Genomic DNA, 24,663 nt, shown 5'->3' on the forward strand with positions numbered 1-24,663 from the left:
ATTAATTTAGTTTCTAAACACATCTTCTTCTTTTGGTCTAATTAGATCTTTTCCTTTCCCATCACCAAATGGAACTTTAGCCCCTCTAATTATTACAACAGGGATTCCTTCATTAGCTTCCCCCATAACCACATTTGCCATGCTCGCCAACTCATCGGCAATAGCTACTTCAGTAGTTTTTAATTCCCTCCCAAACAAATCTTTTTCTCCTTTTCTATCCCACAATGCTAATATTCCACTAACTCCAATCGCGATCCCAACTGCTCCTTTTCTAAAAGGCCTTCCAACACTATCTGATATAATAACTCCAACTTTTTTCCCAGTTAATCTTTCAATCTCCTTTCTAATCTTCTCAGCACTTTCGTCGGGATTTTTTGGCAGGGTTTTTATTCCTTTAAATACATTACTTTCATCAACACCGCTGTTAGCACAGACAAATCCATGTTTTGTTTCTGTTATTATGAAATTTTTTCCAACTTTAACCACTTCTTTAGCCTCATCCAATATAACTTGAACTATTCTTGGATCTTTTCCAGTTTTTTCAGCTAATTCAATGGCCTCTTTTGAAGGGGTTATTTTATCTCTATATATTACATTTCCCTCCAACTTTGAGATTAATGTTTCTGCAATTACAATGATATCTCCATCTTCAATTGGATATTTGGCAATTAATTCAGACAAATTTACGTTTTCATTTCCTTTAAAAATTGGTAGTTCTAATCCAATAACCTCTACTTTTCTTTTTTCTTTTATCATGCAAATCATCTCTTTATATTGTCTGTAGTTGATAAATTTATAATTAAGGGGTGTTTGAATTAAAATACCTTTATATTCATTCATTATTTTAAAAGTTTAATAATCGAAAAGTTTATATATTAGTTGCGTCATACGTTTGTTCATAGATGAAACACAATCGTGAATAATATACTATGGTTGTGCATGATTAAGACATAGGTGATAAAATGATAAGAAAATTTAAGGTTAAAGGATTGAGAAGTCCTTCATTGTTGTTGGATATGATTTTAAGCGATACAACAGAAGGAATCTTAGTTGTTGAAACTGATGGGGAAGAGCAGATAAAAGATATTGAAAATTTATTGAAAAAATACAACTTAAAGTATGAGGTTGATGGAAATACGGTTAAAATCTACGTTGGTGAAATACAAGCAGACAAAACCATAAACGTTGTGGGGGCTACATGTCCAGGACCTATAATGATGGTTTCAGACATTTTATCAAAGATGAAAATTGGAGAAGTGTTAGAAATAACCTGCGGAAAGAACGCTCTAACCGATTTAACTGAAGGATTAAAAGGAATGGGTCATGAAATAATAAAAGTTGAAGATAAGGGAGATGGAACTTATAGGATATTAGTTAAAAAAGGAGAAAAGAAGGAAGAAAAAGCAGCAGTGACAAAGATTGATGAAATCTTCATTATTAACACAACAGGTACTGGAAATGCTGAGAAGGCTTATGCAACATTCATGATGGCAGATGTTGCTTTAAAAATGAACTTAAAGCCGACGATATTCTTAATGATGGATGGGGCAAGTTTGGGATTGAAAGGGGAGTGTGATAAAGTTAAGCACCCAGCATTTCCAAAATTAGGTGATATGGTTAGAGAAATTCAAAAGAAAGGGGTAAAAATATATGTCTGTGAAGTTAGTGCAAAGTTCAGAGGAATTGATGAAAATAACTTAGAGGAAGGGTTTGAAATTGCAGGAGCCCCAACATTCTTGAATTACTTATCAAAGCCAAATGTTAGACCAGTTTGGTTATAAATTTATATATTGAAAATGAGAAATAATATAATTATACATTATTTGAAGTGGGGGAGGGCTTAGTAACCCTTTTCTTTTTTAATGAAAATAAAATATAAGGTGGTTTAAAATGAATGGTGTAATAACATTGGTTTCATTGTCTGTGATATTTGGAGCAATGCTCTCTGGATTTGCTACATTTAGGTTAACAGGAATGAGGTTGATGCCACATTTTGCATCTTTGATAATCGCATTTATATTAACTTTGGCTTCCTTGTTTGTAAATAATGATTTAGTTGGATATTTGGCAATAGCATTCCAAATAATAACTCCTCTAACCATCTGCCCAACAATATGTAATATATTAAAAACTCAATTCCAAAATACTGGGATTTATTCAGCCCATTTGGCGTTAATGGGAATGTTGGTTGTATTGGCTTTAGGGAATTTAGTGGTCTTTTAAATCTAATTTATTTTTGAAGGATTTAATATCAAATACTGTTGAAAAAGATAAAGCCTTCTTTCTACATGCACTTTTGCATTCAAAGCACCTTATACATTCTTTTTGGTCAATTTTTTCTGCTATTTTTATCTGCATTGGACATTTGAAACTACACAATCTACATTTATTACATTTTTCAGTAGTCTTTAGTTGAAATAATGGTTTTATAGAAAATATTGATAAAAATGCTCCTAATGGGCAGAAATACCTACAAAATGCCATTGGAATGAAGAAAGAAGCAATTATGAAGGTAATAAATATTATAAATGAGAGAACCGTTCCATGAAGATTTGTTAGAAATCCAATTGGGCATACTTGACAATACACATATGTTGAAAAATGATACGTTAAAATCAAAGAGACAATAAATATTATATATTTCAAATATTTTAATTTATTGTGAATTTTTTCATCCACTGTTGAAAGCTTTTTTATTTTGAACAGCTTTGCTCTTAACTTATAAGATAGTTCAAACAAAAAGCCTAAGGGGCATATCCATCCACAAAAAACCCTTCCAAATATCAATGTTAAAAAAACAATGCCAACTAATTTAAAAATAATCTGCCCAATTGTTCCTTTTAGAATAATCTTTTCGAGTATCCCAAAGAAACATAAACAAAAATTAACTAAGAAAACAAAATAAATAAAAAAGAAAGTTTGTGAAATCTTCCTCAATATCTGAATTTTATCCATTATAACCACCCAAATAACAAATCTCTTAGATTTATTGGTGAAAATAAAATTGATATTATTTTATTTACGGCAGAATTTTCATCCTCATTATTTTGGTTTGAGGTATTTTGGCTTACATTTAATTTAATTTTTCCTTCTTCAACCATACATTTAACTATTGCCTCTTTTACCATGCTTGTAGAAATGCCATAAGTCTTTTTTATCTCATCAAATGTTGTGTCATCTGAAACATCAACGTTCAACTTTTCCTTTAAACATTTTGGATTTATATCATATTTTTCACAAATTTCTTTTATAGTGTATAACTTTAGTTCCTTACTAGAGATATTCACATACTTATCAATCAATTCTTCAGTTAATACTATATTTTCATCACTCGAATTTTCTAAATTTGTTGGTGCTGGCTCACTATGGTCGCATATTCCATTGTTGTTTGTATCGACATATCTCCACATTCACCCGGATAATGGCATGAAGAATTCGTTTTTCCGAAAGGGCAGTCGTCCCATGCAAAAGATGTACTTAAAAAAGAAAAAATTAAAAGAATTATAAACCCTCTTTTCATGTCTTCACCATTCACTCCATTGAGTTTTCTGATTTATTTGATATTTGGTTAACTAAGACTTATGGAAATCTTATGGCTTTTTCAACGCTTTCAATTGCAATATAACCAGCTTTATGCAATATGGTATCTTTTAACTCTTTATCCATTTCCATACTTCCTAAACATGGATAGTTGTGGTGAGCGTTTGCTATCTCTTCTTTTAAATTATCTAAACTCTTTCCTTTCAACCTCTTTGCTATGTAGTAGGTTTCCCCACACGGAGAAGAAATTTTAACTTTAACATCCTTAATAATATTATTTTCAACTTCTACTTCCAATTCTGGCTTTCCTATCTTGAAGTAGTCAATAAATTTGTTTATAAATTCATTACCTTCTTTTTTCTCCAATGAACAGAATGGTTTCGGGTTTTCGAATTCAATATTATATCTTTCGCAGACCTTCTTTAAATCTCTCCTCAACGCTGGAGACAAATCATGAGGAGTTTCAGAAGGAACAATTAAAGCTTTATAATTTTTTTCTTTTAGCAATAAAGGTAGTTCATACAATAAATCTTCATGCAGTTGGGCAATGCAAACATCTCCTTCTGGAAGCTCTGGGAGATAATCGTAAGGATTATCTATAAATTCTTCATAAACCTCGTTAATGACAATATTCTTTACATTATCTTTGAAGCTCCAATTTCCTCTGCAATTGTAGCAATCTTCACAAATTCTGCAAAAATCTGGCTCGTTCAAAAGATGTTTATAGAATTTCTCCATTCTTTCATTTCCTCTGTGATATATGAATATGGCTTTCATAGAATCACCGATAATTAAAGCTTTTAAATTAAAGAATTTATAAATTTTAATATAAAATAGAAAAAATGTTATTTTTTGTTTTCATTGTTTAGGTAAAAATAAAATCTTTCATCATTTGTGAGGCAGTGTATCGTTGTTTGCCTTATTCCGAAAGTCATTCCACATTCTTTTATAAGCTTTTTCTCTAATTCAATAGTCTCTTTCAATATTTCTTTTATATCTCCACTTAATTCAACGCTTATATTTAGGTTCTCACCAACATACATTATGTATTTTTCATATAATGCCTCCACATCCTTCATTTGACTAACTGCGATATCTTCATACAATTCATTCTTATATTGCTCTATTGATTTAAATTTGCACAATAGGGAGAGTTTTATTTTATTTGATATTATTTTTTCCATCAACTCATTTATACTCATGTTATTCACCAAAATAAATAATTATTCACATTTAATGGCCTCTTCTGGAGCATTTAATTTCTTTGGATGTGGGGCTTTTATTACAAAGAACTCTAATAAATCAGAATTCAAATTCTGAATGAGCATCTTTACGTTATATGGTACATACACTATAGTACCTTCTTTGTAGTTGTGCGGTTCTTGATCTTCCAATGTTAAGGTCATCTCTCCTTTAATAATTATCAAATGCACATATGAGTTTGAATAGTGCTTAGGCATCTGTTCTCCTTTTGGCAATACAATATGGTTGATTTGAACATGTTCAGTATTGACTATTTTTTCAACAACCTTTGTTGTAGCATCTTTTTTAAATTCATAAACCTTTTCTATCATAATATACACCCAAAAAATTTAATAAGAGTTGGATTATCCAATTAATCTTTTAATATCTTCTTCAACTGTTGATATTGTTGAAATTCCAAACTTTTCAACCAATACTTTTGCGACATTTGGTGATAAGAAGGCAGGTAATGTAGGGCCTAATACAATATCTTTAATTCCTAAGTAGAGTAATGCCAATAAGACAGCAACTGCTTTTTGCTCATACCATGCAATGTTGTAAGCGATTGGAAGCTCATTCACATCTTTTAAACCAAACGCATCTTTTAACGCCAATGCAATTTTAACTAATGAATAGCTGTCATTACACTGTCCAGCATCTAATACCCTTGGAATTCCATCTATATCTCCCAAATTTAATTTAATAAATCTATATTTTGCACATCCACATGTTAAGATAACGGTATCTTTAGGAAGTTTCTTAGCAAATTCAGTATAATACTCTCTTGTTTTATGCCTACCGTCACATCCAGCCATTACAACGAATTTTCTTATCTTTCCACTTTTAACCGCTTCGATTATCTTATCTACCAATGCTAAAACCTGATTGTGACCAAATCCTCCAACAATTTTTCCATTTTCAAGTGGTGTTGGTGGCTTACATTTTTTAGCATGCTCTATAACTTCTGAGAAATCTTTTGTACCATCTTCTCTTACAGGGATTCTTTTTAACCCTGGATATCCTACTTCATTTGTTACATAAACCCTATCTTTGTATGAATCCTTCGGAGGAACCAAACAGTTTGTTGTCATCACTATTGGACCGTTAAATTTCTCAAACTCTTCTTTTTGGAATGGCCATGAACCCCCGTAGTTTCCAACAAAGTGTTCGTATTTTTTAAAGAATGGGTAGTAGTGAGCTGGTAACATCTCTCCATGAGTGTAAACATCGACTCCAGTTCCCTTAGTTTGCTCTAACAACTGTTCTAAATCTTTTAAATCATGCCCGCTAATTAATATTCCTGGCCTGTCCCTAACTCCTAAGCTAACTTCGGTTATTTCAGGATGGCCGTAGGTTTCAGTGTGGGCTTTGTCTAATAATGCCATCGTCTCTACTGCATATTTTCCTGTCTCCATTGCTAAGTTAAATAATTCGTCAACATCTTTGCTATCAACAATTTTGGTAAATGCTTCAACTACGAATTTGTGAATTTCCTCATTATTGTATCCGAGATGCATTGCATGGCTTAAGTAAGCGCCGATTCCTTTAATTCCATAGATTATAAGTTCTTTTAATGACCTTACATCTTCATTATCTTCTGCTAAAACACTAACTTCTTTAGCTTTTGATAGTTCTATTATGTCATTTTCATCTTTGTAAGTCCATGTAGCACAGTGGGGTAGTTCTTCTCTGTTTAACTTAGCTTTTTCAATAACTTTTTCCCTTATGACAACTCCTCTCTTTATCCAATCAATTATATCTTTATCATCAAAATTGACATTTGTTATTGTTACAAATAAAGCTCTTGGAATGTATTCCATAATTCCATTATCTAAGTAATTGCCCTTATTACAAACATAGCATAAACCTTTTATAGTATAAATTAATACATCTTGAAGGTTTGCCACCAAATCATTTTTTCCACAAACTCCCATTACAGTACATCCTTCATTTCTTGCAGTTTCCTGACACTGGAAGCAAAACATTTTAGTTGGTCTTGGCTCGAGACTCATATTTACCCCCATTTTTTTGGTTTAGATATATTTAGAAGTTTCTATTGATTATTGTTCATCTCATTATATAAATACATTTTTGACCTCTCAGTTATAAAAATAGGGATATGTTGTATCCCAAAATTGTAGATTTACGATGTAATTGGTATGAAAATAATTTAAAAGATAATAATATTGTCATAAATTTTTCCATTAATTTTTTCAATATTTTCATAAAACTTTGAAATAGTTTTAGAGTTCCCTTCAACAACAAAAATTTCTACTTTAGCATGTTTTCCACAAGATGTTGTTAAATATGACTGATTTATAGATTTTATAACTTCATTATATTCAAAATACAGTTTGCTCATCTTTTCCATAGCTTCTTTTGTTGGATTATAGACAATAATTACAATCCCACCAATATTTCCCTCTTTATCCAAAGAATTACTTTCCAAAATATGTTTTCTTACAGCATCCCTAATTAATTCACTCCTACTTGAATAACCTTTCTTTTTAACAATCTTATCAATCTCTTTTAAAAGAAATTTTGGGAAAGAAATGCTTATTCTCTCAGTATTAACCATAATTATCACTTTAAAATCTTTCCAGTTCTTAAATACCAAATATATAAATCTAACTTAGAGAGCTTTAAATCTACTTCTTCTCCAATATCTCTTAATATATTTTCAATTTTTATGTATTTTTTCCTATTCAATGTTTTTGGAATCTCATCAATATAATTATTTTCATAAAGTTCCCTTAAAATATGCCTGTCAATGATAGCAACATCGTCGTAACCAACATTCCTTAAAAAATGGCTTGCCTCTTTGTATCCAATTCCTTTTATATTTTTCACCAAAAACTCCCTTGCTATCTTTTCATTTTCAAAACTTTCAACAATATCTTTGATATTTTTAAATTTTCTTGCTAAAACAATATATTCAGCCCTTTTTCTATAAAATCTATGCCCTAAATTTTTTAATCTCTCTTCCAATTCATCTCTTGGTAGAGTTAAGAATCCATTTCCAATTTCTTTTTGTATTCTTATCCCACCTTCAGCAGTAAAATTGGCAGTTAAAATGCAAAAGCAGAGTTCTTTAAACCACTCCTCATTAGGTTTATTTTTGAATGATTTAAATTCTTGAATTCTTTTATCAACAATATCTTTAATTTCTGATTTTTTTAACTCTTCAATTTTTTTAATTAGCATTATTTCACCAAAAATTAAAAAAGTTTAAGGTTTTTGCTTTTTCATCTCTATATGTTTTAAAATAATCCTTTCAATATCCTCTGGTTTGTCTAAAACTTCAATTCCCTCCATCTTTCTAATCCTTTCGACATTCTCAACATCGACATCTCTAATATACAATGTTAGTTTTTTGTTTCCTGGTAGAAGAGTTTCTATTTTTCCTTTTTTGTTATCTGGTGGGAAAATATAGACGGGAACTCTCGCTTTCATTGCTTGGGCAACTGAGTTAGTTATTAAAGTGTCTGCGATTCCATAGGCAATTTTTGCCGTTGTATTCGCAGTTGCTGGAGCCACTAAAAATAAATCATACTTTCCTGTCTGCAACTTCCCAACTAAAAATGGAGCATTTGCATTAACTTCAACCCTCAAATCATAAAATTCATCTTCCAAAACCTGCCAGAGTTTATACCACTTTACAACAATCTTTGCATTTTTTGAGAGATAAATATCTACATCCAAATTGTATTTGTTTTTTAGCTTCTTCATTATTTCAACAACTTCTGGCAGTTTATCCCCACATCCAGTTATCCCCCATGCGATTCTTAACATAATTATCCCCAATGATATTTAGTTGTTTTAGTAATTTTATAAATCGCTTAATTTATTTTTACCAGTCCAATCTCCTTCCCTTAAATATAGATATGTCCATTTCTCATTTGTTGCTTTACTTATTGCTTCACACCATTTTTTAGCAGATATATTTTTATCTGGGACTTGGATTTCCTCCCTACCTTTGGTTTCTATTAGATAATATCCATCTTCTGCTTTAACTATGAAATCAGGATAAAACTTTCTCCATTTTCTTTCTCTTGAATCATAATATGACATTCCTAATTTTGTAACATGTCTAAGATTTTTTATAAAGTATATTACATCTTCTGCCCTTGTTAAGAATCTAACAAAGTCAGCTTCCATATCGTTATCTACTGGTGTGGATGGGATTTTTATCTCATTTCCATTTTCATCATAAGTGATTCTTGCAAATAAACTTTTATCATTATCTACAAAATTTTTAGACCATGGAAATCCATCTATGTCGCTTAATGATATAAATTCATCTATTTCTACTTTTGATGACATAACAGGATTATTTATAATTCCTTTGGCAATATTTAATATATCATTTTTTATTTTGTTAAACCATCCTTTGTATATTAGGAATTTTATCACCTTTTCATTGAGTTCAACTTTTTTATCAAATAGCCTTTCTTCAATATATTCCTCAAGTTTGTTCATTAAGACGGCATAAGAGTTTGGTAGAGGGATTAGTTCTTCCAAATCCCTTGCCAATTTTGAGATTTTTATAATTGGGACGTTTAGGTCTCCAATTATTGTTCCTCTGTCTAAGGTTGTTCCTTCTAAATCAACAACCTCATACTCATAAATTTTTTTAAGTTCTTCAATTTCAGAGGCATTAAAAACATTTATTGGCAATTTTGAGAACATTTCTCAATGATTCTTTCAGTGTCAATTTCTTCAATATAGGATACAAATTCCCCTTTTGGTATTTTAAAGTCAATATCATCCCTTGGAACAAATGAGATAAAGAATTTATTTGGAGCTTCAGGAATTTTTATGCCTTCAAGTGATTCAAGATTATCTATAACTTTTAATAAGTTTGGGGGTCCTACAACCTCCAATATATTTATCCATCTTTCCAAGTCAATGCCTTCATTTGGAAAGAGTTTTCTCAATCCCCTACCAATAACTTGTTCAGGTAGGATTTCTCTTTCTGATGAATAGGAACGGAGACCTAAAATAACTGTAACAGAACGGACATCCCATCCCTCATTTAGCATCATTACGCTTACAACAACCTCAACTGGGTTGTTAGGATTGTCAATGTTTCTTACAAGCTCAACAGCAAGGTCTTTGTTAAGTTCTTTTTCTTCTCCATTAATGATAATTTTTGATACAATTTCTTTACTTTTTTCTTTGATTTTTACCTTCCATTCATCTAAGTTTGAGTGTATTAAAAGCATGTTTGATGCATCTATATCTGGCTCTTTTAATAGTTCTTCATATATTAATTCTGCAGTTTCTGTTTCATCTGCCATCACAAATAATACAGATTTTTTTCCAAGTTCTTTTAATTTTTCCTTATGTTTTCTCCATCTTTCAAGAGCTGCTTTAATGTATGGTTGGAGGTCTTCTATTTTAAAACCTTTTTTAATTGGTGGGGCATCTTTAACTATAACTTTTGTTGGATATTTTATAATCCCTGTTTGGAGAGCTTCTCTTAATGAGAAATCAACAATAATCCATGGGAATAATTCCCCTCTTTCATTTTTTGGAGTAGCTGAAAAGTCAAGCTCCATAAAGATGCCTTTATTATGTTTGTCTATTAATTTTCTATTGAGTTCCCAAATATATTTTTGCCAGCTACTCTCCTCTCTATGGATATGGTGGGCTTCATCCTTTAAAATCATAATATTTGGGTAATTTATTAAAATATCCCAGAGCTTTATAGACGTTGCCTTATATGGGTCTTTTCCTGGGTTTGGAATACCAGTTAAGGATTCTAATATATCTTCTTTCTTTCTTTTTGATTTTTGGAATCCAATTTGATGGATGTTTGTTATAAATATAACGCCTTCATCTTCTGGGGGAAGGAATCTATCTGCATCTGAAAATGTATCTCTTGTGATTATTTGGATTTTGAAATCATTTTTCCAATTTTGGGGAATTAGGTTAAATTCATTAAATATTGAAAGATTTTCAATATCTCTTTTTAATCTATCATAGACAATTATATTTGGTGCTACAAATAGGAAAAATCTTGAATAGTTGTTACTTTCATAGAGATAATTAAAGAATGACCACACAGTAATTAAAGCCATTGTCAGTGTTTTTCCACTACCAGTTGCCATTCTAAATGCATATCTTGGGTATTTGTCATATTCTTCATAACTAAATATTGGGAAAGCTCCATATTTGTTTATAATTTCAGAGACATTTTTTATGCCTTCTACTTCGTAGAGATAGATGAGTGTTTCAACTGCCTCTCTTTGAGAAAACCAAAATGGTTTGTCTCTTGGATAATTAAACCAAAAATCTAATAGGTATTTTGAGGTTTCTGTTGTGTTTGGGTAGTTGTTTTCTCTCCATTCCTTAACTTTTATTCTGATGTTATTCACTGCTAATGCCTCTGATGGAAATCTTGCATAAGGGTTGTTGTTTTTTCTTTCTTGTTTTGCCCAATTTATGCCATTTTGTATGTATTCTTTGAACATCATAATAGAATTTTCATCATAACTTTTTAATCTTATTTCTTTTGGATAAGGGATGAGAATTGAGTCGGGGAGAATAAATGTTATCTCTGAAGGTGGCTTTTTTATATCAATTTTTATTGGTTTTCTTCCTGGCTTTCTTTTTGGCATTATTCCACCTTTATGGTAAGTTCTTTTGATGTTTCTCCCCCAAAAATATCGATAACTTTTACAACAACTCTATATGTTCCTGGGTTTTCATAAGTGTGTTCTGCTATTGGGCAAATTTTACCTTCTGCAAGTTTTTTATCAAAACTTACAAAATCATGCTTAAAGATTTTTCCATCATAATCCCAATCTACTGCCCAATAGTTTATTAAAGGTAAGAAATATTTTTTGCCTTCTTTTATTGATGATTCTATCTTTTTTCTTATTTTTTCTTCAATATCTTCATAGCCATGAGGCAATTTTATCCAAAAGTCCTCTATTTCTATTCTAACATATTTTTTGTTTTGTGTTACTTTGAGTTTTAGATAACCTGGCTCAATAAACCTTAAAATTTTTCTTATTTCTTCATCAAATGCATATTCAAAGTTTATGACTTTTGATAAATCAATTTTATACTTTTTAAGGACATCTTGGAGTTTTGAAATTGGTGGGATGTGTAAAAGTTTTATATTAATGCCTAATTTTTCCCATTCATCTTTTGCTTTTTCAAAAGTATCAGGTGCCCAGTCCCATCCTAAGATTGTTAAAGTCCAGTCATTAAATGGGGAATTTTTAAATTCTTCAATTGTTGTTGAGATTTCTGCGGGTGTTATTGGATAGTTTATATGCTCAACATGGATTATTTCTTTGTCTTTTTCTTTTATTCCGTGTAGATATTTGAATGCTCCTTTTATTGGTGATGCACCATAGAGATTTAAAATTAAATTTATTGTTTCCTTTCTATTTGTTAATTTATCAGTTAAATAATTGCCTATTGTTATTAAATAGAATGGTCTCGCTGAAAATCCATATTTTGGTCTTTTACTTTCATCTTTAACCTTTATGCCCAATGCTTTTGAGTTTGCAATATCTAAGAGTCGTTTTCTTGTAACATGAATGGCATATTTAGACATATCACAACCAATCCATCTCCTTCCTAATTTTTCTGCAACTGCTAAGGTTGTTCCAGAACCGCAGAAAAAGTCAGCAACTATATCTCCTTCATTTGTTGATGCTAAGATAATCCTCTCTAAGAGTTTTTCTGGTTTTTGAGTTGGGCATCCTAAATTTTCAATTTTGCTTCTTTTTGCTATTGGAAAATACCACCAATCTTCTGGTATCTTTCCTTTTTTCATGTATTCTTCTGCAGATTTTTCATCTAATCCTCCATGGAATCCCCCAATATGAACTTCTGAAGGAACTCTAATTAAATCATCATTAAAAGTGTAATTATCACTTTTTGAATACCACAAAATTACATCATGTATTGAAACATTTCATATTAGGTGAGCCAGGGCCGTGATATGTCCATATAATCTCATTTCTAAAATTCTCCTTCCCAAAAATCTCATCCATCATTAATTTAACATAATGCACCATTCTATAATCTAAATGCACATAGATAGAGCCATCATCTGCTAAAAGTTCCTTCATTAAAACCAATCTCTCATACATATATCTTAAATAAGAAGCAATCCTTTCCTCTGGTGTACTTCCTCCCCACATGTCTCTATATGCTAATTCTTCTATTATTGATGGTTTATACTCAATATCACTTTTTTTAACAAACTCCTTCCAACTCTCTGGAACCGGCACTTTAAAGGAAAAATCTGCTCCAGTAGCAAATGGTGGGTCTATATAAATCAGCTTAATCTTCCCTCTTAAACTTAAAATCTTCCCATCTATCTCTATTCCATTTAGCAAAGAAGACATTGCCAATTTATTATCTCCCCAAATTAGCAAATTTTTCCAATCTTTTGGATAGTTTTTAGGCCATGCATCTTCTGGAAATAATGTTGTTTGAGTTCTTTTATTTATCCCTAAAAGTTCAATTTTTTGAAATGGTAAGGAAATTTTTTTAACTTCTCTAACTTTTCCATAATATTCATCAACACTTCTTTTGTAAATGGTTTTTCTCTCTTCCCATCCCATAAAAGTTCTACCCATCCAGTCATATTACCTCCCCTTTATATAAATAAACTTTTAAGTTAAGTAAATCATAATTTAGTTTAAATTATGTTATTTACTACTTAGAGAATTAATAAAATAATTAAGAATAAAATAATTTTTAACTATTGTATAATGAAACATTTACAATAAAATCTTTACTATTTAGTCCTCGCTAATCTAATATTTATTTATTGTAACTTCTTCTTTTCTTTTAAAACCTCATAAAACCTATTAAGTGTCTTCCTCAAAACTCTTAATCCCTCTTCATCCTCTTCAACTCCTTTCTTCCCCATATCTTTAGACCAAAACGTAGCTCCTAAATTAGCACCAAAAGAGCCTCCTCCAACAGGAATCATTTCATTTATTATAAAAAAGTCATGTATCGTTCTTAAAGCAATCTCTTGCCCTCCATTTCTATCCCCACCAACGGCAATTCCCATACCTACTTTTCCCTTTAAAATTTTTGGATCTTTTGCCAATATTGCTCTACATCTATCCATTAACGTCTTTAACTGCCCAGAAACGTTTCCTTGATAGACTGGAGTTCCTATTATAACCCCATCCGCCCATATAAGGTTTTCATAAACTTCTTCCATATCATCTTTATTTATACAACCCTCTTTTTTCCTTACACAGTAATCACAATGAAGGCAGAAATTGATAGTTTTTCTATTAACTGAAAAGTATCTAACATCAGCTCCTTTCTCCTTTAGATAATTCAAGGCATAATTTACTGCAAAATGAGTCCCTTGCAATCTTGGACTTCCGCTAATACCAAAAATCTTCATAATTCCACCAAATAAATTTAAATATCTGCCAATCTTTTACCAAACTCATAACATTTTTTCAAATCATCTTCTTTTGGAGCAAATTTTACCTTTAAGCATTCGTCATCAACTATCTTAAATCCTAAGCTTTCAAATACTCTTTTAATTTTTTCAGTAGCCATTTCCATCCAACCATAAGAACCAAAAGCAACCCCTATTTTGTTTGTTGGCTTTAATCCCTCCATATATGTTAGGAATTTACCAACTTCAGGGTAGGGATTTCCATTTAATGTTGGCGAACCAATTAAAACATACTTTGCATCTAAAATTTCCTTCATTATCGTGTTCATTGGAGTTTCAGATATTCTATACAATTTTACTTCAACACCGCCATCTATTAAACCCCCTGCAATTGCATGAGCAATCTTTTTAGTTGAATTATACATTGTGTCATAGGCAATAACTGCCTTATTTTCAATTTTGTCGTTTGCCCAATCTAAATATTTTTTTATAATTTCATCTATCTTTTCTTTCCATATAATTCCATGAGAAGGACAGATAAGCTCTATATCTAAATCTTTTAGGGAATTTATTGTATTAGGGATTAGCATCTTGTAAGGCATTAGTATGTTTGCAAAATACTCTTTGGCATGTTCAAAAACTTCATCTCCAATTTCATAATCAAATTTTTCAGAGCTTGCTATGTGCTGCCCAAATGCATCGTTTGAGAATAAAACTTTATCCTCCTTACAGTAAGTTACCATGTTGTCAGGCCAATGTAGCATAGGGGTTCTTATAAACTTTAATGTCCTATCTCCAATACTTATCTCGTCTCCAGTATCTACAATAAGGAAATCCCAACCTTTAGTGTCATAATTTAAAGATAAATGCTCCTTTCCTTTTTCATTTGTTATTATCGTGGCGTTGCTAATTTCAACAATCTTATCAACACAACCGCTGTGGTCTTTTTCCACGTGATTAACAACAACATAATCAATATCTTTTGGATTTATTATTTGAGAGATTCCATTTATTAGTTCATCAAACATATAATCCTTTGCAGTATCAATAAGGACAGTTTCTTTATCTTTTATTAGATAAGAGTTGTAGGTTGAACCGTTTTGTGTTATATATTCATGGAAATTCCTAACTTCCCAGTCGATTACACCAACCCAAAAAATGTCCTTTTTTATCTCAACTGCCATAACATCACCTTAAAAATAAAATTTAAAAAAGAGTTAGAGTTCAATAATTCTATATCCTTCATCTAAATATTTCTTTAAGCTCACATGTCCAAATAAATCATTTTCTAATGTTAATTTCCCTTTAATTTCGTCTTTAACGTTAAACATGTCTGAGCATGCTTCACATACTACAAAATCATCTTTTAATTTTTCAAAATGGTTTTTTAATGGATGATTCTCACTCAGCAAATCTCTTGCCCATAAAACTGCCTCCCCCTCTAATAGTATTTTTACTTCATCCCCTTTTTCCTTCAACTCATTTGCAAACAATAAAGTGTGGAACATTACTGGCATATTTGGCTTATCCTTATGTGAGTATGATAAAATTAGAAATGCAACTTTCATATTCCCACCTAATATTTTTCACATTTAACTTCGAAGTATTTTCTCGGATGACTGCAAGATGGACATTCTTCTGGCGGTTCCTCCCCTATATGAACATACCCGCACTTTCTACAAACCCATTCTACAGGTTCATCTTTTTTAAATACTGTTCCCCTTCCTACTTCTTTCAATAATTTTCTAAACCTCTCTTCATGATGTTTTTCAGCTACTGCAATAGCCATCAACCTATCTGCAATTTCTTTAAGTCCCTCCTTCTCAGCAATTTCAGCAAACTTTGGATACATCTCTGTATGTTCAAAATGCTCTCCTTCAATTGATGCCTTTAAGTTATCAGCAGTGCTTCCCAAAACAATTGGAACTTCAACATCACTAACTTTTATTTTGTCTTCAATGTTATACTTTTTCTTCAGTTCAGTTATTAGATAATAAAGCCATTTAGCATGTTCTCTTTCATTTTCAGCAGTTAATAAAAACACTTCAGCTATTTTTTCGTACCCTTCTTGCTTAGCAATTTTTGCGTAGCATGTATATCTATTTCTTGCTAAACTCTCTCCGATATATGCCTTAGTTAAATTTATAATGGTTTCTTTCATAAAATTCCCCTTATTATTTAAGATTTTTATTCATCAAATACTAACCATTCATCTAATGGTTCAAAGGATTCTTTTCCTACTTTACCTCTACAAACTGGGCAAACTCAATCGTCTGGAAGTTCTTCAAATGGAGTTTTTGGAGGAATGTTTTGACTCGAGTCTCCTTTTAATGGATCATACACCCATCAACAAACTCTACACTTATATTTTCTATATTTTGGTTTTTCACAGGTATCATCTAATTTGCATGCCATTTTAAGCTCTACCATTACTATCACACTAAAAATTTAAACATAAAATTAGAATAGTTTATTCTAACTTTTTGTAGCAGAGCCACCAATCTAAGCATTCGATTTCTCCTTTTTCACAAGCTTCTTTTCTCTTTTTAATCTCTTCTACTGATGATGCTGGAGGAACTATTACCTTATCTCCAATTATATCATTTTCTGGCCAGTTTGCAGGCATAGCCACTCCTTTCTCATCTGAAATCTGGAGGGCTTTAACTAATCTTACGATTTCGTCTAAGTTTCTACCAACCTCTTGTGGGTAGTAGATGATAGCTCTAATAATTCCCTTGTTATCTACAACAAAAACAGCTCTAACTGTATTGTTCCCCTTATATGGGCTTATCATTCCCAATTTTTCTGCCAACTCCCCTCTATCATCTGCTATAACTGGAAACTCAATTTCAACATTTAATTTTTCTTTTATCCATTCAATCCATTTTAAGTGGCTGAAAACTTGGTCTATACTTAAACCAATTAATTCAGTATTTAGCTCTCTAAACTTATCGTATCTCTTTTGGAATCCTACAAACTCTGTTGTACAAACTGGAGTAAAGTCAGCAGGGTGGCTAAATAAAACAAACCATTTGCCCTTTTCTACGTAGTAATCTGGCAATTTTATAGTTCCATGTGTAGTTTTAACTTCAACTTCAGGAAATTTTTCTCCTATAACTGGCATTTTTTCTTCACACATACTCATCCCCTATTTTTGTGAATCTATTAAAAAAATTATTAAAAATAAAAAATTTAGAATTTGCTCTCCTCATCTGGTCTTCTTGCAACTAATTTTGGATCATAACCTTGACATCCGCATTCTGGAGTGTAGCATGTCACATCATAAAATGTGCACGCTTCCCCACAATTTGGACATCTTTCAGGAGGCTTCTCTGCTTCAAAGACATATCCGCAGTTTGAACATTTCCACCATGTCATATTATCACCTATAATGAGTTAGATTTATTTTCTGTTGTTGGAACATACACTCTTTGTCCAAGCTCTTTATCAAGCATGAATAATCCTCTCTTATCTTCCCCAATTAACTTTAATTTTTCTAAAATTTCTGAAAAAGACGCTTCTTCTTCAACTTGTTCATTTACAAACCATTGTAGGAAGTTTACTATTGCATAATCCTTCTCAGAAATTGCTAAATCCATTATATTATTTATCGATTCAGTTATGAACTGCTCATGCCTATATCCATCTTCAAATACTTCAATAATTGATTTCCACTCATTTTTTGGTTCTTCTATTTTGTACAATCTTACTCTTCCTCCCCTCCCTATAACGTAGTTGTATATCCTCATTGCATGGTCTAATTCCTCCAGACTTTGAACTTTAAGCCATTGGGCGAATCCTTTTAATCCTATGATTCAGCATAGGCAGACATGGATAGGTAGAGATATGCAGAGTAAAACTCTTTATTTATTTGCTCATTTAATGCATCCAATATTTTTTCTTTAATCATTAGTATTCACCAAACAATCTAATCTTTCTTTTTAATTAAACATTTGTTTGCTAATTTCATTGCCAAATCTTCTGGATCTTTTATTGGGAAATCGTTGTCAGTTAGTAATTTAACCAATTCCCCTGCCTCTACTTCCCCACATGGTAAAGATATGCCGCAAGGCAATGCTTCTGCTAACTCAACTTTACTTTTTATAGGGAAAACATCTTTCTTGTCTTTGAAATATTCAACTAACCTTAATTTAAAATCTTGAATATCCCTTAATGCCTCATAAAGTGGATGATTTGTTGTTATCATATTTTCACCTTTTTTACTCTATTTTTCTAAATGCATTTTTTGCTAAGCCACATTGTGGGCATCTAAACGTATCTGGAAGTTCCTCAAACTTTGTTCCCGGTGGGATATTTTGGGAAGGCTCCCCCTTATCTTCATCATAAATCCATCCACACATACACTGATATTTCGCCAACCTTATCACCAAACATACTTATTTGACATTATTTTTATCTCCATAATTTTGATATTTATCATTAACCATACGAAATTCGTCAAAAATCATTAAATTTATCCTAATTTAATCTCCTTTTCATATTTCCATATACCGTGTAGGTTGCATCTCATCAAGGCCCTTAAGGTGAATTTTTCATGACCTTTTGAAGGAGCTTTTACGACTAATTTAACCTCAGGCTTCATAAATTGGGTGAATTCAACTCTTGCTAAGTAGATATCCCCATGAACAACTCAATCCACTGGATAAAGTGCCCATCTTCCATAGGATGAGGAATTCCGGCTGATATTTTAATTTCAAAGTATTCATCTGCTTTAACAACATCAGGACATTCAATAAACGGAGTATGCTTTTTTTTTCAAAATCGTTTCCTTCTTTCATTTTGTTTATTCCACAAAAGTAGTTCATAATTCTTCCCCCAACTAAAAAATTATTTAGATTTTTTCCAAAATCCTCATAGCCTTTGTAAATGCTGGCATTCCACTTGTTAATAGAACAACTCTCAAAACATCTGCAATCTCTTCTTTTGTAATGCCAAGCTCTTTCATTCCACTAATCATCTGCTTTTCTGTTGCTATTTCATCACATTTTGAGGCAACTATCCCTATAGCTATTAATTTTTGAGTTTTATAATCCAAAACTTTTCCAGTATATGCAGCTTCATTTAATTTAACAATAGCCTCATACAAATCTGGGTATTTTTCTTTAACTGCTTTAATCCCCTCCCCAAAGAATACTTCATTTTTCATATTACCACCTCAAACTTTACAATAATAATGTCTATTTTTATAGGTATATATCTTTTACCAAATATTTCATAACCCAAGTTTTTCAATTAACAGTTCTGTTGATATAAAATGCAAGTCTAACGCAACATCTTTTGGAGACATCCCCATCGCCAACCCTAAAAGTTGAGAATAGTGAATAACGGGAATGTTGTACCCCCTACCAAATTTTTCCTTTATCTCTATTTGCCCCCTATCAAATTGCAAGTGACAGAATGGACAGACGTCTGTAATACAATCTGCTTCAGCCTCTTTTATATTTCTTAATTTTGTTTCCGTCATCTGCAAGGCAACATCAAGATTTCTCGCTCTAACTCCCCTCCAGCTCCACAGCACATATTTTTATCCTTATAGTTTATTGATTTAGCTCCAAGTGCTTCAACAAGTTCATCAAATGATTTAGGTCTTTCAGAACTTTCTAAATGCTTTATTTCAGTTGGTTTTAAGTAGTGACAACCATAATGAACTGCTACATATCCAATGGCTTTTTTACCTTCTCTTTTATGGCATCAACCCCTAAATCAAAGTAAAGAACTTCCGGTAAGTGTCTAACTTTAACCGTCCCTTTATATTCCAGTCCGTATTTTGACAATACTTCATTTACCATGTTTCTGGCTTTTTCGTTCTCTTGAAGGATATGATTTACCTCAAATAATGAACCGTAGCAACCGTTACATATTGTTAAAATATCTAAACCCATCTCTTCAGCAACGCATAGGTTTCTTGCAGCTAAGGTAAGCCATGTTTTTAAGTCAAAAGTACCGAAGACCCCAGGAGCTGGACAGCATGAGGCTTTTTCAAATGGGTGTAACTTTATTCCCAATTTTTCCATTGCTGTGTATGTAGCTTTTTCTATACCTGGATACCTATTTGGAGCTATACATCCTAAGAAAAAAACAAATTCCATAAAATTCACCTTATTTTATTATTCTGACATGTCTTTCCATTCAATAGGTTTTAATTGCATCGTTTCGGTGCATATTCCAACCATGTCACAGAATTTTAAATCTTTCATAATTCCCCTTACAACCTCTAACGCATCAGGATACTTGTGTGTTGTAGGAGGGATTTCACTTAATCCTAAAGATTTTCGTGCCTTTTTTATTTCTTCATTGATTGGAACAGCGTGTCCTGTTTTAAATACATAAAGTGCAGTTTTTTTATGAGCTTCTGCCATCCTTCCTTCTTTTGCAGCAATATTTCTAATAACTTTGATTATGTCGGTAATTTTTACCTCCCTTGGGCATCTTTCATAACACTCATAGCATGTCGTGCACATCCAAAGGTCTTCACTTTCTACTGCCAACTTTCTCATACCAAATTGAGCGTACCTTATCAATTTTCTTGTTTTAAATGCAGTTATTCTACCACTTGGACAACTTCCAGTGCAAGTTCCACGCTGATAGCATGCTTTAAAAGATGAGACATGCTCTTCTCCTAATATATCTTTTCCATTATCTATAATTTCTCCTACAAATGAATTTTTAAAGTCTGACTCTGACTTCAAGACTATATTTTCACCAATTATAATGTTTGTATATTGCAGGATATATATCCTTTATTATTTTTCATTCTCTATATTTAAATATATAAGTAATTATTACAATAAAAAACAATTTTAAAAGAAGGGGAGATTTTATTTAATATCAAAAAAGAATATATTTACAAGATTTAAGAATTCCTTTACCAATTTTTCATATTTTATGTTTTTGTTTTTATGCTTAACATCATCATTTAAACATCTTTTCTTCCATTCTTCACATAATTTTTTATTTATACCTAATTTTTTAAGAAAATTACAATTACCTTTTAAAACACGCTCTTTAAAATAATTATAACCAAAATTATACGTCTTTTTTAAAAAATAATCAAGATAGGCATATATTTTTAGATTTTCTTCGAGTGGAATGTTGTATTTTAACCTTATATTGTATTTCCATAGATTATCAATTTTTATATGTAAATTATGGCCTAAACAAAATGAATATTCAAAAATATTTTTTGGTTTAAAAAATTCAAAAACATCGCCATCATAAAAATGTGTAATCCTCCTCTCTAAGTTAGAAATATGATTTATGTCGGGAATTACGCAGCCAAAATAAAAGTTGTTTAAATCAACATTTGTTTTTAAATTTTTTAAATACAACTTTCCAAAAACTAAGTGGGCATAGGGGTTTGGCATATTTCTCACGTTTATTATTTTTAAATTATAATTTGTTTTTATACCTTCTCAAAAAATCTTTTATATCAATAACTAAAAATTTTTAAAATAAAAAAGGATGATACTATGAAGGTTAAAGAAATCATGAATAGGGATTTTGTAAAGGTTTCCCCAAACGATATCGGAGGGGAGGTTATTCAATATTTATATAGGGAAAGAAAAAGCTACGCTCCAGTTGTAGAGGATGGAAAATTAGCAGGTTGGATAACAGCTTTGGATTTGCTTGCAGGATGTAAGCATTCAAAAATTGAAGATTTAATGTTACTTATTGATGAAATAAAGATTTTAAAAGAGGATGATGAGATAAGTGATGAGCTTATAGATGAAATGATAAAAAATGAAGATATTGCCTATCCAGTTGTTAATGATAATGATGAAGTTGTAGGAACGTTGAGTGTTTTTGACCTATTAAAATATTACAAAAATAGGTAAAATCTTTTTAAGCTCTTTTAATGATTTTTCAATTTTTCCGAAATTCGTCTATTTTTTAAATATTTTATGCGAAAAAATGACGGTTAAGTTATTATTTACTCTATTTTTTAAAATATTGTTAATGGTAATTTTTAAAGGTGATATGTTGCAAATACAATATACAATTTAAATTAAATAAAAATACGAGTGAAATTTTTAAAGAATTATTGAAAGTAAAGATGATGAGTTTCCAGATGACGATGAAATTGTAAAAAGAACTGTAGAATATCTAAAAAATGGGTTTAATAAGGAGAAAATGAAATTTAACGATAAGAAAGATTCTGATAGAAAAATTAAAAAATACATCCCTTTAGAGCTTTTTAAAGTCATGATATACATTGTTATAAAGAAAATTAAAGAGAGGGGTTCAGAAATAACATTATATGAAATAGGATATGAATTTGGAAGATATTTAAATCCAAAAAATATTAGAGAATTAAAATCATTCTTTAAAAAGAACAATTTAGGAATTTTAGAGATTGAAAGTAGAAGACCTCTTATTTTGAAAGTAAGAGAGTGTGCAATGTGTGAAGGCTTGGATATTGATGAGCCAATATGTTATTTTGATGCTGGTTTAATTGCAGGGGCAATGGAATGCATACTAAAAAAGACTGTCGTAGTTGATGAAATAAAATGCATGGCCCAGGGGGCTGATGCCTGCTATTTTAAAGTTGAGGTTGTAAGGGGATGATTTTGAAAGTATATTTTATATCGATAATACGGATATCGAACCATAATTGTAATATATACATGAAGTAAAATAATAAAACTGTAAAAATTGAACTAAAAATTAACTAAACTTGGTGGTGAAGAATATGAAAGCAGACGCAATTAAAATTGCTGATGGAGTATATTGGGTAGGGGTTTTAGACTGGGATATTAGGATGTATCACGGATATACATTAAAAGGAACTACATACAACGCATACTTAGTCTTTGGAGATGAAAAAGTTGCTTTAATAGACAACACATACCCAGGAACCTCAGCCCAGATGTGGGGGAGAATAAAAGATGCCTTTGAAAAAGAGGGGAGGGAATTCAAAATTGATGTAATCGTTCAAAACCACGTTGAGAAAGACCACAGCGGAGCTTTACCAGAGATACACAAAAAATTCCCAGATGCTCCAATATACTGTACTGAAGTAGCAGTTGAAGGATTGAAGAAGCACTATCCATCATTAAAGAATGCTCCATTCAAAGTTGTTCATACGGGAGACACAGTTGATTTAGGAGGAAAAACATTAACATTCTTAGAAGCTCCATTATTGCACTGGCCAGACAGTATGTTCACCTTCTACAATGAGGGAGGAATATTATTCTCAAACGACGCATTTGGACAACACTTATGCTTCCCAGCACACAAAAGATTTGATACTGATGTTCCAGAGTATGTATTAATGGATGCAAACAAGAAGTTCTATGCAAACTTAATTACTCCATTATCAAAACTTGTATTGAAGAAATTTCAAGAAGTTATTGACTTAGGATTATTGGAAAAGATAAAAATGATTGCTCCATCACATGGACAGATATGGACAGACCCAATGAAGGCAATTAAATCATATCAGGACTTTGCTACAGGTAAAGCAGCTAAGGATAAGGCAGTTATTGTCTATGATACAATGCACTACTCAACGCAAAAGATGGCTCATGCATTTGCAGAGGGATTAATGAGTGAAGGAATAGATGTTGTAATGTATTTCTTACACTACGATGAGAGAAGTGAGATTGTTAAAGATATATTAGACGCTAAGGCAGTTCTCTTAGGAATTCCAACAATTTATGATGAGCCATACCCATCAATTGGGGACATCATCTACTACTTGAGAGGATTGAAATTCAATAGAACTGGATTTAAAAGATTGGCAGTAGCATTTGGTTCAATGGGAGGTAGAGGGGGAGCAGTAGCTAAGATTGCTGAAGATTTAGCAAACTGTGGATTTGAAGTTATTAACCAGTATGAACTCTACTACGTCCCAACAGAGGATGAATTAACAAACTGCTACAACATGGGTAAAGAATTGGCTAAGAGAATTAAGGAATTGAAGATTTAAACTCTTTATTTTTTATTTTTAGAAATTTATATTTGTATATCCATATATTTGCATAATTTATATGGTGAAAATAATGAAGGAAGTAATAAAATGGAGTAAAGACCTTGAAACAGGGATTAGGGCATTTGATGAAGAACATAAATTTTTGGTTAAAACATTAAATGAGATTTACAATTTATTAGGGGAAGGAAAAAATGAAGAAGCTAAGGATTTGTTAAGGAAGAGAGTAATTAATTATGCTGCAAAGCATTTTAAACATGAAGAGGAAGTTATGGAAAAATATGGCTATCCTGACTTGGATAGGCATAGGAAAACCCATGAAATTTTTGTTAAAACCGTTATAGAAAAGTTATTGCCAAAGATTGAAGAGGGTTCAAAGAATGATTTTAGAAGTGTCTTATCTTTCTTAGTAGGATGGCTTACAATGCACATAGCAAAACCAGATAATAAGTATGGAAAGTGGTTTAAAGAGAGGGGTATTGTTATTGAAGATGAACCTGTTAATATTGACTAAATTTTGAATTAATTCATCGAA

31 protein-coding genes and 4 pseudogenes are annotated in these 24,663 nt (G+C 31.4%); 6 read left to right on the forward strand and 29 right to left on the reverse strand.

Going from position 1 to position 24,663, the window contains the following annotated elements; genetic code table 11:
• Nucleotides 1-6: 6 nt before the first annotated feature.
• A complete protein-coding gene (locus MEFER_RS05235) occupies nucleotides 7-756 on the reverse strand; it encodes a coenzyme F420-0:L-glutamate ligase (RefSeq protein ID WP_015791590.1) in 750 nt (249 codons plus the stop codon).
• A gap of 206 nt (nucleotides 757-962) precedes the next feature.
• On the opposite strand from MEFER_RS05235, the gene MEFER_RS05240 reads away from it, so the two are divergent.
• Nucleotides 963-1,781: a DsrE family protein gene (locus MEFER_RS05240; protein ID WP_015791591.1), complete on the forward strand. Its 819-nt coding sequence runs from the start codon at nucleotides 963-965 to the stop codon at nucleotides 1,779-1,781.
• 109 nt (nucleotides 1,782-1,890) lie between these two features.
• The gene (locus MEFER_RS05245) at nucleotides 1,891-2,223 is read left to right on the forward strand and encodes a DUF5400 domain-containing protein (protein WP_015791592.1); all 333 of its coding nucleotides are present in this window, start codon (nucleotides 1,891-1,893) and stop codon (nucleotides 2,221-2,223) included.
• Here MEFER_RS05245 and MEFER_RS05250 read toward each other — a convergent pair.
• The 28 genes and pseudogenes from MEFER_RS05250 to MEFER_RS05380 all read right to left on the reverse strand — a co-directional run bounded on the left by MEFER_RS05250 (nucleotide 2,209) and on the right by MEFER_RS05380 (nucleotide 21,528).
• Nucleotides 2,209-2,955, reverse strand: a complete 747-nt coding sequence (locus tag MEFER_RS05250) for a 4Fe-4S binding protein (protein WP_015791593.1) — start codon at nucleotides 2,953-2,955, stop codon at nucleotides 2,209-2,211. The genes MEFER_RS05245 and MEFER_RS05250 overlap by 15 nt on opposite strands.
• Nucleotides 2,955-3,410 carry a hypothetical protein gene (locus tag MEFER_RS05255; protein WP_342626773.1) on the reverse strand — a complete coding sequence of 152 codons (456 nt, stop codon included), beginning with the start codon at nucleotides 3,408-3,410 and terminating at the stop codon, nucleotides 2,955-2,957. The genes MEFER_RS05250 and MEFER_RS05255 overlap by 1 nt, the downstream gene beginning before the upstream one ends.
• 169 nt (nucleotides 3,411-3,579) lie before the next feature.
• Nucleotides 3,580-4,317 carry a DUF166 domain-containing protein gene (locus tag MEFER_RS05260; RefSeq protein ID WP_015791594.1) on the reverse strand — a complete coding sequence of 246 codons (738 nt, stop codon included), beginning with the start codon at nucleotides 4,315-4,317 and terminating at the stop codon, nucleotides 3,580-3,582.
• 68 nt (nucleotides 4,318-4,385) lie between these two features.
• Nucleotides 4,386-4,742 carry a hypothetical protein gene (locus MEFER_RS05265; RefSeq protein ID WP_015791595.1) on the reverse strand — a complete coding sequence of 119 codons (357 nt, stop codon included), beginning with the start codon at nucleotides 4,740-4,742 and terminating at the stop codon, nucleotides 4,386-4,388.
• A gap of 21 nt (nucleotides 4,743-4,763) precedes the next feature.
• Nucleotides 4,764-5,114, reverse strand: coding sequence for a cupin domain-containing protein (locus MEFER_RS05270; RefSeq protein WP_015791596.1), 351 nt, complete (start codon nucleotides 5,112-5,114; stop codon nucleotides 4,764-4,766).
• Nucleotides 5,115-5,147: 33 nt separating this feature from the next.
• Nucleotides 5,148-6,794 (reverse strand): hydroxylamine reductase, encoded by a 1,647-nt coding sequence (gene hcp, locus MEFER_RS05275; protein WP_015791597.1) that lies wholly within the window; start codon nucleotides 6,792-6,794, stop codon nucleotides 5,148-5,150.
• 158 nt (nucleotides 6,795-6,952) lie between these two features.
• The gene (locus MEFER_RS05280) at nucleotides 6,953-7,360 is read right to left on the reverse strand and encodes a CopG family ribbon-helix-helix protein (protein ID WP_015791598.1); all 408 of its coding nucleotides are present in this window, start codon (nucleotides 7,358-7,360) and stop codon (nucleotides 6,953-6,955) included.
• Between the two features lie 5 nt (nucleotides 7,361-7,365).
• A complete protein-coding gene (locus MEFER_RS05285) occupies nucleotides 7,366-7,986 on the reverse strand; it encodes an N-glycosylase/DNA lyase (RefSeq protein WP_015791599.1) in 621 nt (206 codons plus the stop codon).
• Nucleotides 7,987-8,010: 24 nt separating this feature from the next.
• Nucleotides 8,011-8,574 carry an archaeoflavoprotein AfpA gene (gene afpA, locus MEFER_RS05290; protein ID WP_015791600.1) on the reverse strand — a complete coding sequence of 188 codons (564 nt, stop codon included), beginning with the start codon at nucleotides 8,572-8,574 and terminating at the stop codon, nucleotides 8,011-8,013.
• A gap of 36 nt (nucleotides 8,575-8,610) precedes the next feature.
• Complete coding sequence (locus tag MEFER_RS05295; protein WP_048056337.1) at nucleotides 8,611-9,471, reverse strand: hypothetical protein; 861 nt, start codon at nucleotides 9,469-9,471, stop codon at nucleotides 8,611-8,613.
• A complete protein-coding gene (locus MEFER_RS05300) occupies nucleotides 9,450-11,405 on the reverse strand; it encodes a DEAD/DEAH box helicase (protein ID WP_052294367.1) in 1,956 nt (651 codons plus the stop codon). Before MEFER_RS05300 ends, MEFER_RS05295 begins: the two co-directional genes overlap by 22 nt.
• Nucleotides 11,405-12,694, reverse strand: a complete 1,290-nt coding sequence (locus tag MEFER_RS08425) for a DNA methyltransferase (protein WP_052294368.1) — start codon at nucleotides 12,692-12,694, stop codon at nucleotides 11,405-11,407. Before MEFER_RS08425 ends, MEFER_RS05300 begins: the two co-directional genes overlap by 1 nt.
• Nucleotides 12,695-12,701: 7 nt before the next feature.
• A complete protein-coding gene (locus MEFER_RS08605) occupies nucleotides 12,702-13,388 on the reverse strand; it encodes a DNA methyltransferase (protein WP_052294369.1) in 687 nt (228 codons plus the stop codon).
• 191 nt (nucleotides 13,389-13,579) lie between these two features.
• The gene (locus MEFER_RS05310; protein WP_015791601.1) at nucleotides 13,580-14,179 is read right to left on the reverse strand and encodes a flavodoxin family protein; all 600 of its coding nucleotides are present in this window, start codon (nucleotides 14,177-14,179) and stop codon (nucleotides 13,580-13,582) included.
• Between the two features lie 17 nt (nucleotides 14,180-14,196).
• Nucleotides 14,197-15,363: an FprA family A-type flavoprotein gene (locus MEFER_RS05315; RefSeq protein WP_015791602.1), complete on the reverse strand. Its 1,167-nt coding sequence runs from the start codon at nucleotides 15,361-15,363 to the stop codon at nucleotides 14,197-14,199.
• A 33-nt stretch (nucleotides 15,364-15,396) separates the two neighbouring features.
• Nucleotides 15,397-15,747, reverse strand: a complete 351-nt coding sequence (locus MEFER_RS05320) for a DsrE family protein (protein WP_015791603.1) — start codon at nucleotides 15,745-15,747, stop codon at nucleotides 15,397-15,399.
• A gap of 8 nt (nucleotides 15,748-15,755) precedes the next feature.
• On the reverse strand, nucleotides 15,756-16,340 hold the full coding sequence (gene rbr, locus MEFER_RS05325) for a rubrerythrin (protein WP_015791604.1): 585 nt from the start codon (nucleotides 16,338-16,340) through the stop codon (nucleotides 15,756-15,758).
• Between the two features lie 26 nt (nucleotides 16,341-16,366).
• A pseudogene (locus MEFER_RS05330) lies at nucleotides 16,367-16,609 on the reverse strand (rubredoxin).
• A 40-nt stretch (nucleotides 16,610-16,649) separates the two neighbouring features.
• On the reverse strand, nucleotides 16,650-17,318 hold the full coding sequence (locus MEFER_RS05335) for a peroxiredoxin (RefSeq protein WP_015791605.1): 669 nt from the start codon (nucleotides 17,316-17,318) through the stop codon (nucleotides 16,650-16,652).
• A 53-nt stretch (nucleotides 17,319-17,371) separates the two neighbouring features.
• Complete coding sequence (locus tag MEFER_RS05340) at nucleotides 17,372-17,557, reverse strand: rubredoxin-like domain-containing protein (RefSeq protein WP_015791606.1); 186 nt, start codon at nucleotides 17,555-17,557, stop codon at nucleotides 17,372-17,374.
• Nucleotides 17,558-17,565: 8 nt separating this feature from the next.
• Nucleotides 17,566-18,089 (reverse strand): annotated as a pseudogene (locus MEFER_RS05345) (ferritin).
• Between the two features lie 18 nt (nucleotides 18,090-18,107).
• Nucleotides 18,108-18,386, reverse strand: coding sequence for an MTH865 family protein (locus MEFER_RS05350; protein ID WP_015791607.1), 279 nt, complete (start codon nucleotides 18,384-18,386; stop codon nucleotides 18,108-18,110).
• Between the two features lie 13 nt (nucleotides 18,387-18,399).
• Nucleotides 18,400-18,558, reverse strand: coding sequence for a rubredoxin (locus MEFER_RS05355; RefSeq protein WP_048056338.1), 159 nt, complete (start codon nucleotides 18,556-18,558; stop codon nucleotides 18,400-18,402).
• A 95-nt stretch (nucleotides 18,559-18,653) separates the two neighbouring features.
• A pseudogene (locus MEFER_RS05360) lies at nucleotides 18,654-19,005 on the reverse strand (class II SORL domain-containing protein).
• Nucleotides 19,006-19,031: 26 nt separating this feature from the next.
• On the reverse strand, nucleotides 19,032-19,346 hold the full coding sequence (locus MEFER_RS05365) for a carboxymuconolactone decarboxylase family protein (RefSeq protein WP_015791609.1): 315 nt from the start codon (nucleotides 19,344-19,346) through the stop codon (nucleotides 19,032-19,034).
• Nucleotides 19,347-19,412: 66 nt separating this feature from the next.
• A pseudogene (hdrB, locus tag MEFER_RS05370) lies at nucleotides 19,413-20,289 on the reverse strand (CoB--CoM heterodisulfide reductase subunit B).
• Between the two features lie 18 nt (nucleotides 20,290-20,307).
• Nucleotides 20,308-20,895 carry a CoB--CoM heterodisulfide reductase subunit C gene (gene hdrC / locus MEFER_RS05375; protein ID WP_048056339.1) on the reverse strand — a complete coding sequence of 196 codons (588 nt, stop codon included), beginning with the start codon at nucleotides 20,893-20,895 and terminating at the stop codon, nucleotides 20,308-20,310.
• A 123-nt stretch (nucleotides 20,896-21,018) separates the two neighbouring features.
• A complete protein-coding gene (locus tag MEFER_RS05380) occupies nucleotides 21,019-21,528 on the reverse strand; it encodes a hypothetical protein (protein WP_245527775.1) in 510 nt (169 codons plus the stop codon).
• Nucleotides 21,529-21,669: 141 nt separating this feature from the next.
• Between MEFER_RS05380 and MEFER_RS05385 the strand changes: the two genes are divergently transcribed.
• The 4 genes from MEFER_RS05385 (at nucleotide 21,670) to MEFER_RS05400 (ending at nucleotide 24,642) form a co-directional block, all read left to right on the forward strand.
• On the forward strand, nucleotides 21,670-22,035 hold the full coding sequence (locus tag MEFER_RS05385; protein ID WP_015791612.1) for a CBS domain-containing protein: 366 nt from the start codon (nucleotides 21,670-21,672) through the stop codon (nucleotides 22,033-22,035).
• 295 nt (nucleotides 22,036-22,330) lie between these two features.
• On the forward strand, nucleotides 22,331-22,765 hold the full coding sequence (locus tag MEFER_RS05390; protein ID WP_015791613.1) for a V4R domain-containing protein: 435 nt from the start codon (nucleotides 22,331-22,333) through the stop codon (nucleotides 22,763-22,765).
• A gap of 124 nt (nucleotides 22,766-22,889) precedes the next feature.
• Nucleotides 22,890-24,128: an FprA family A-type flavoprotein gene (locus MEFER_RS05395; protein WP_015791614.1), complete on the forward strand. Its 1,239-nt coding sequence runs from the start codon at nucleotides 22,890-22,892 to the stop codon at nucleotides 24,126-24,128.
• Nucleotides 24,129-24,201: 73 nt separating this feature from the next.
• The gene (locus MEFER_RS05400; protein WP_048056341.1) at nucleotides 24,202-24,642 is read left to right on the forward strand and encodes a bacteriohemerythrin; all 441 of its coding nucleotides are present in this window, start codon (nucleotides 24,202-24,204) and stop codon (nucleotides 24,640-24,642) included.
• Nucleotides 24,643-24,663 lie beyond the last annotated feature (21 nt).

The organism is Methanocaldococcus fervens AG86 (genome assembly GCF_000023985.1).
Taxonomy (GTDB): Archaea; AGJL01; Methanococci; order Methanococcales; family Methanocaldococcaceae; genus Methanocaldococcus; species Methanocaldococcus fervens.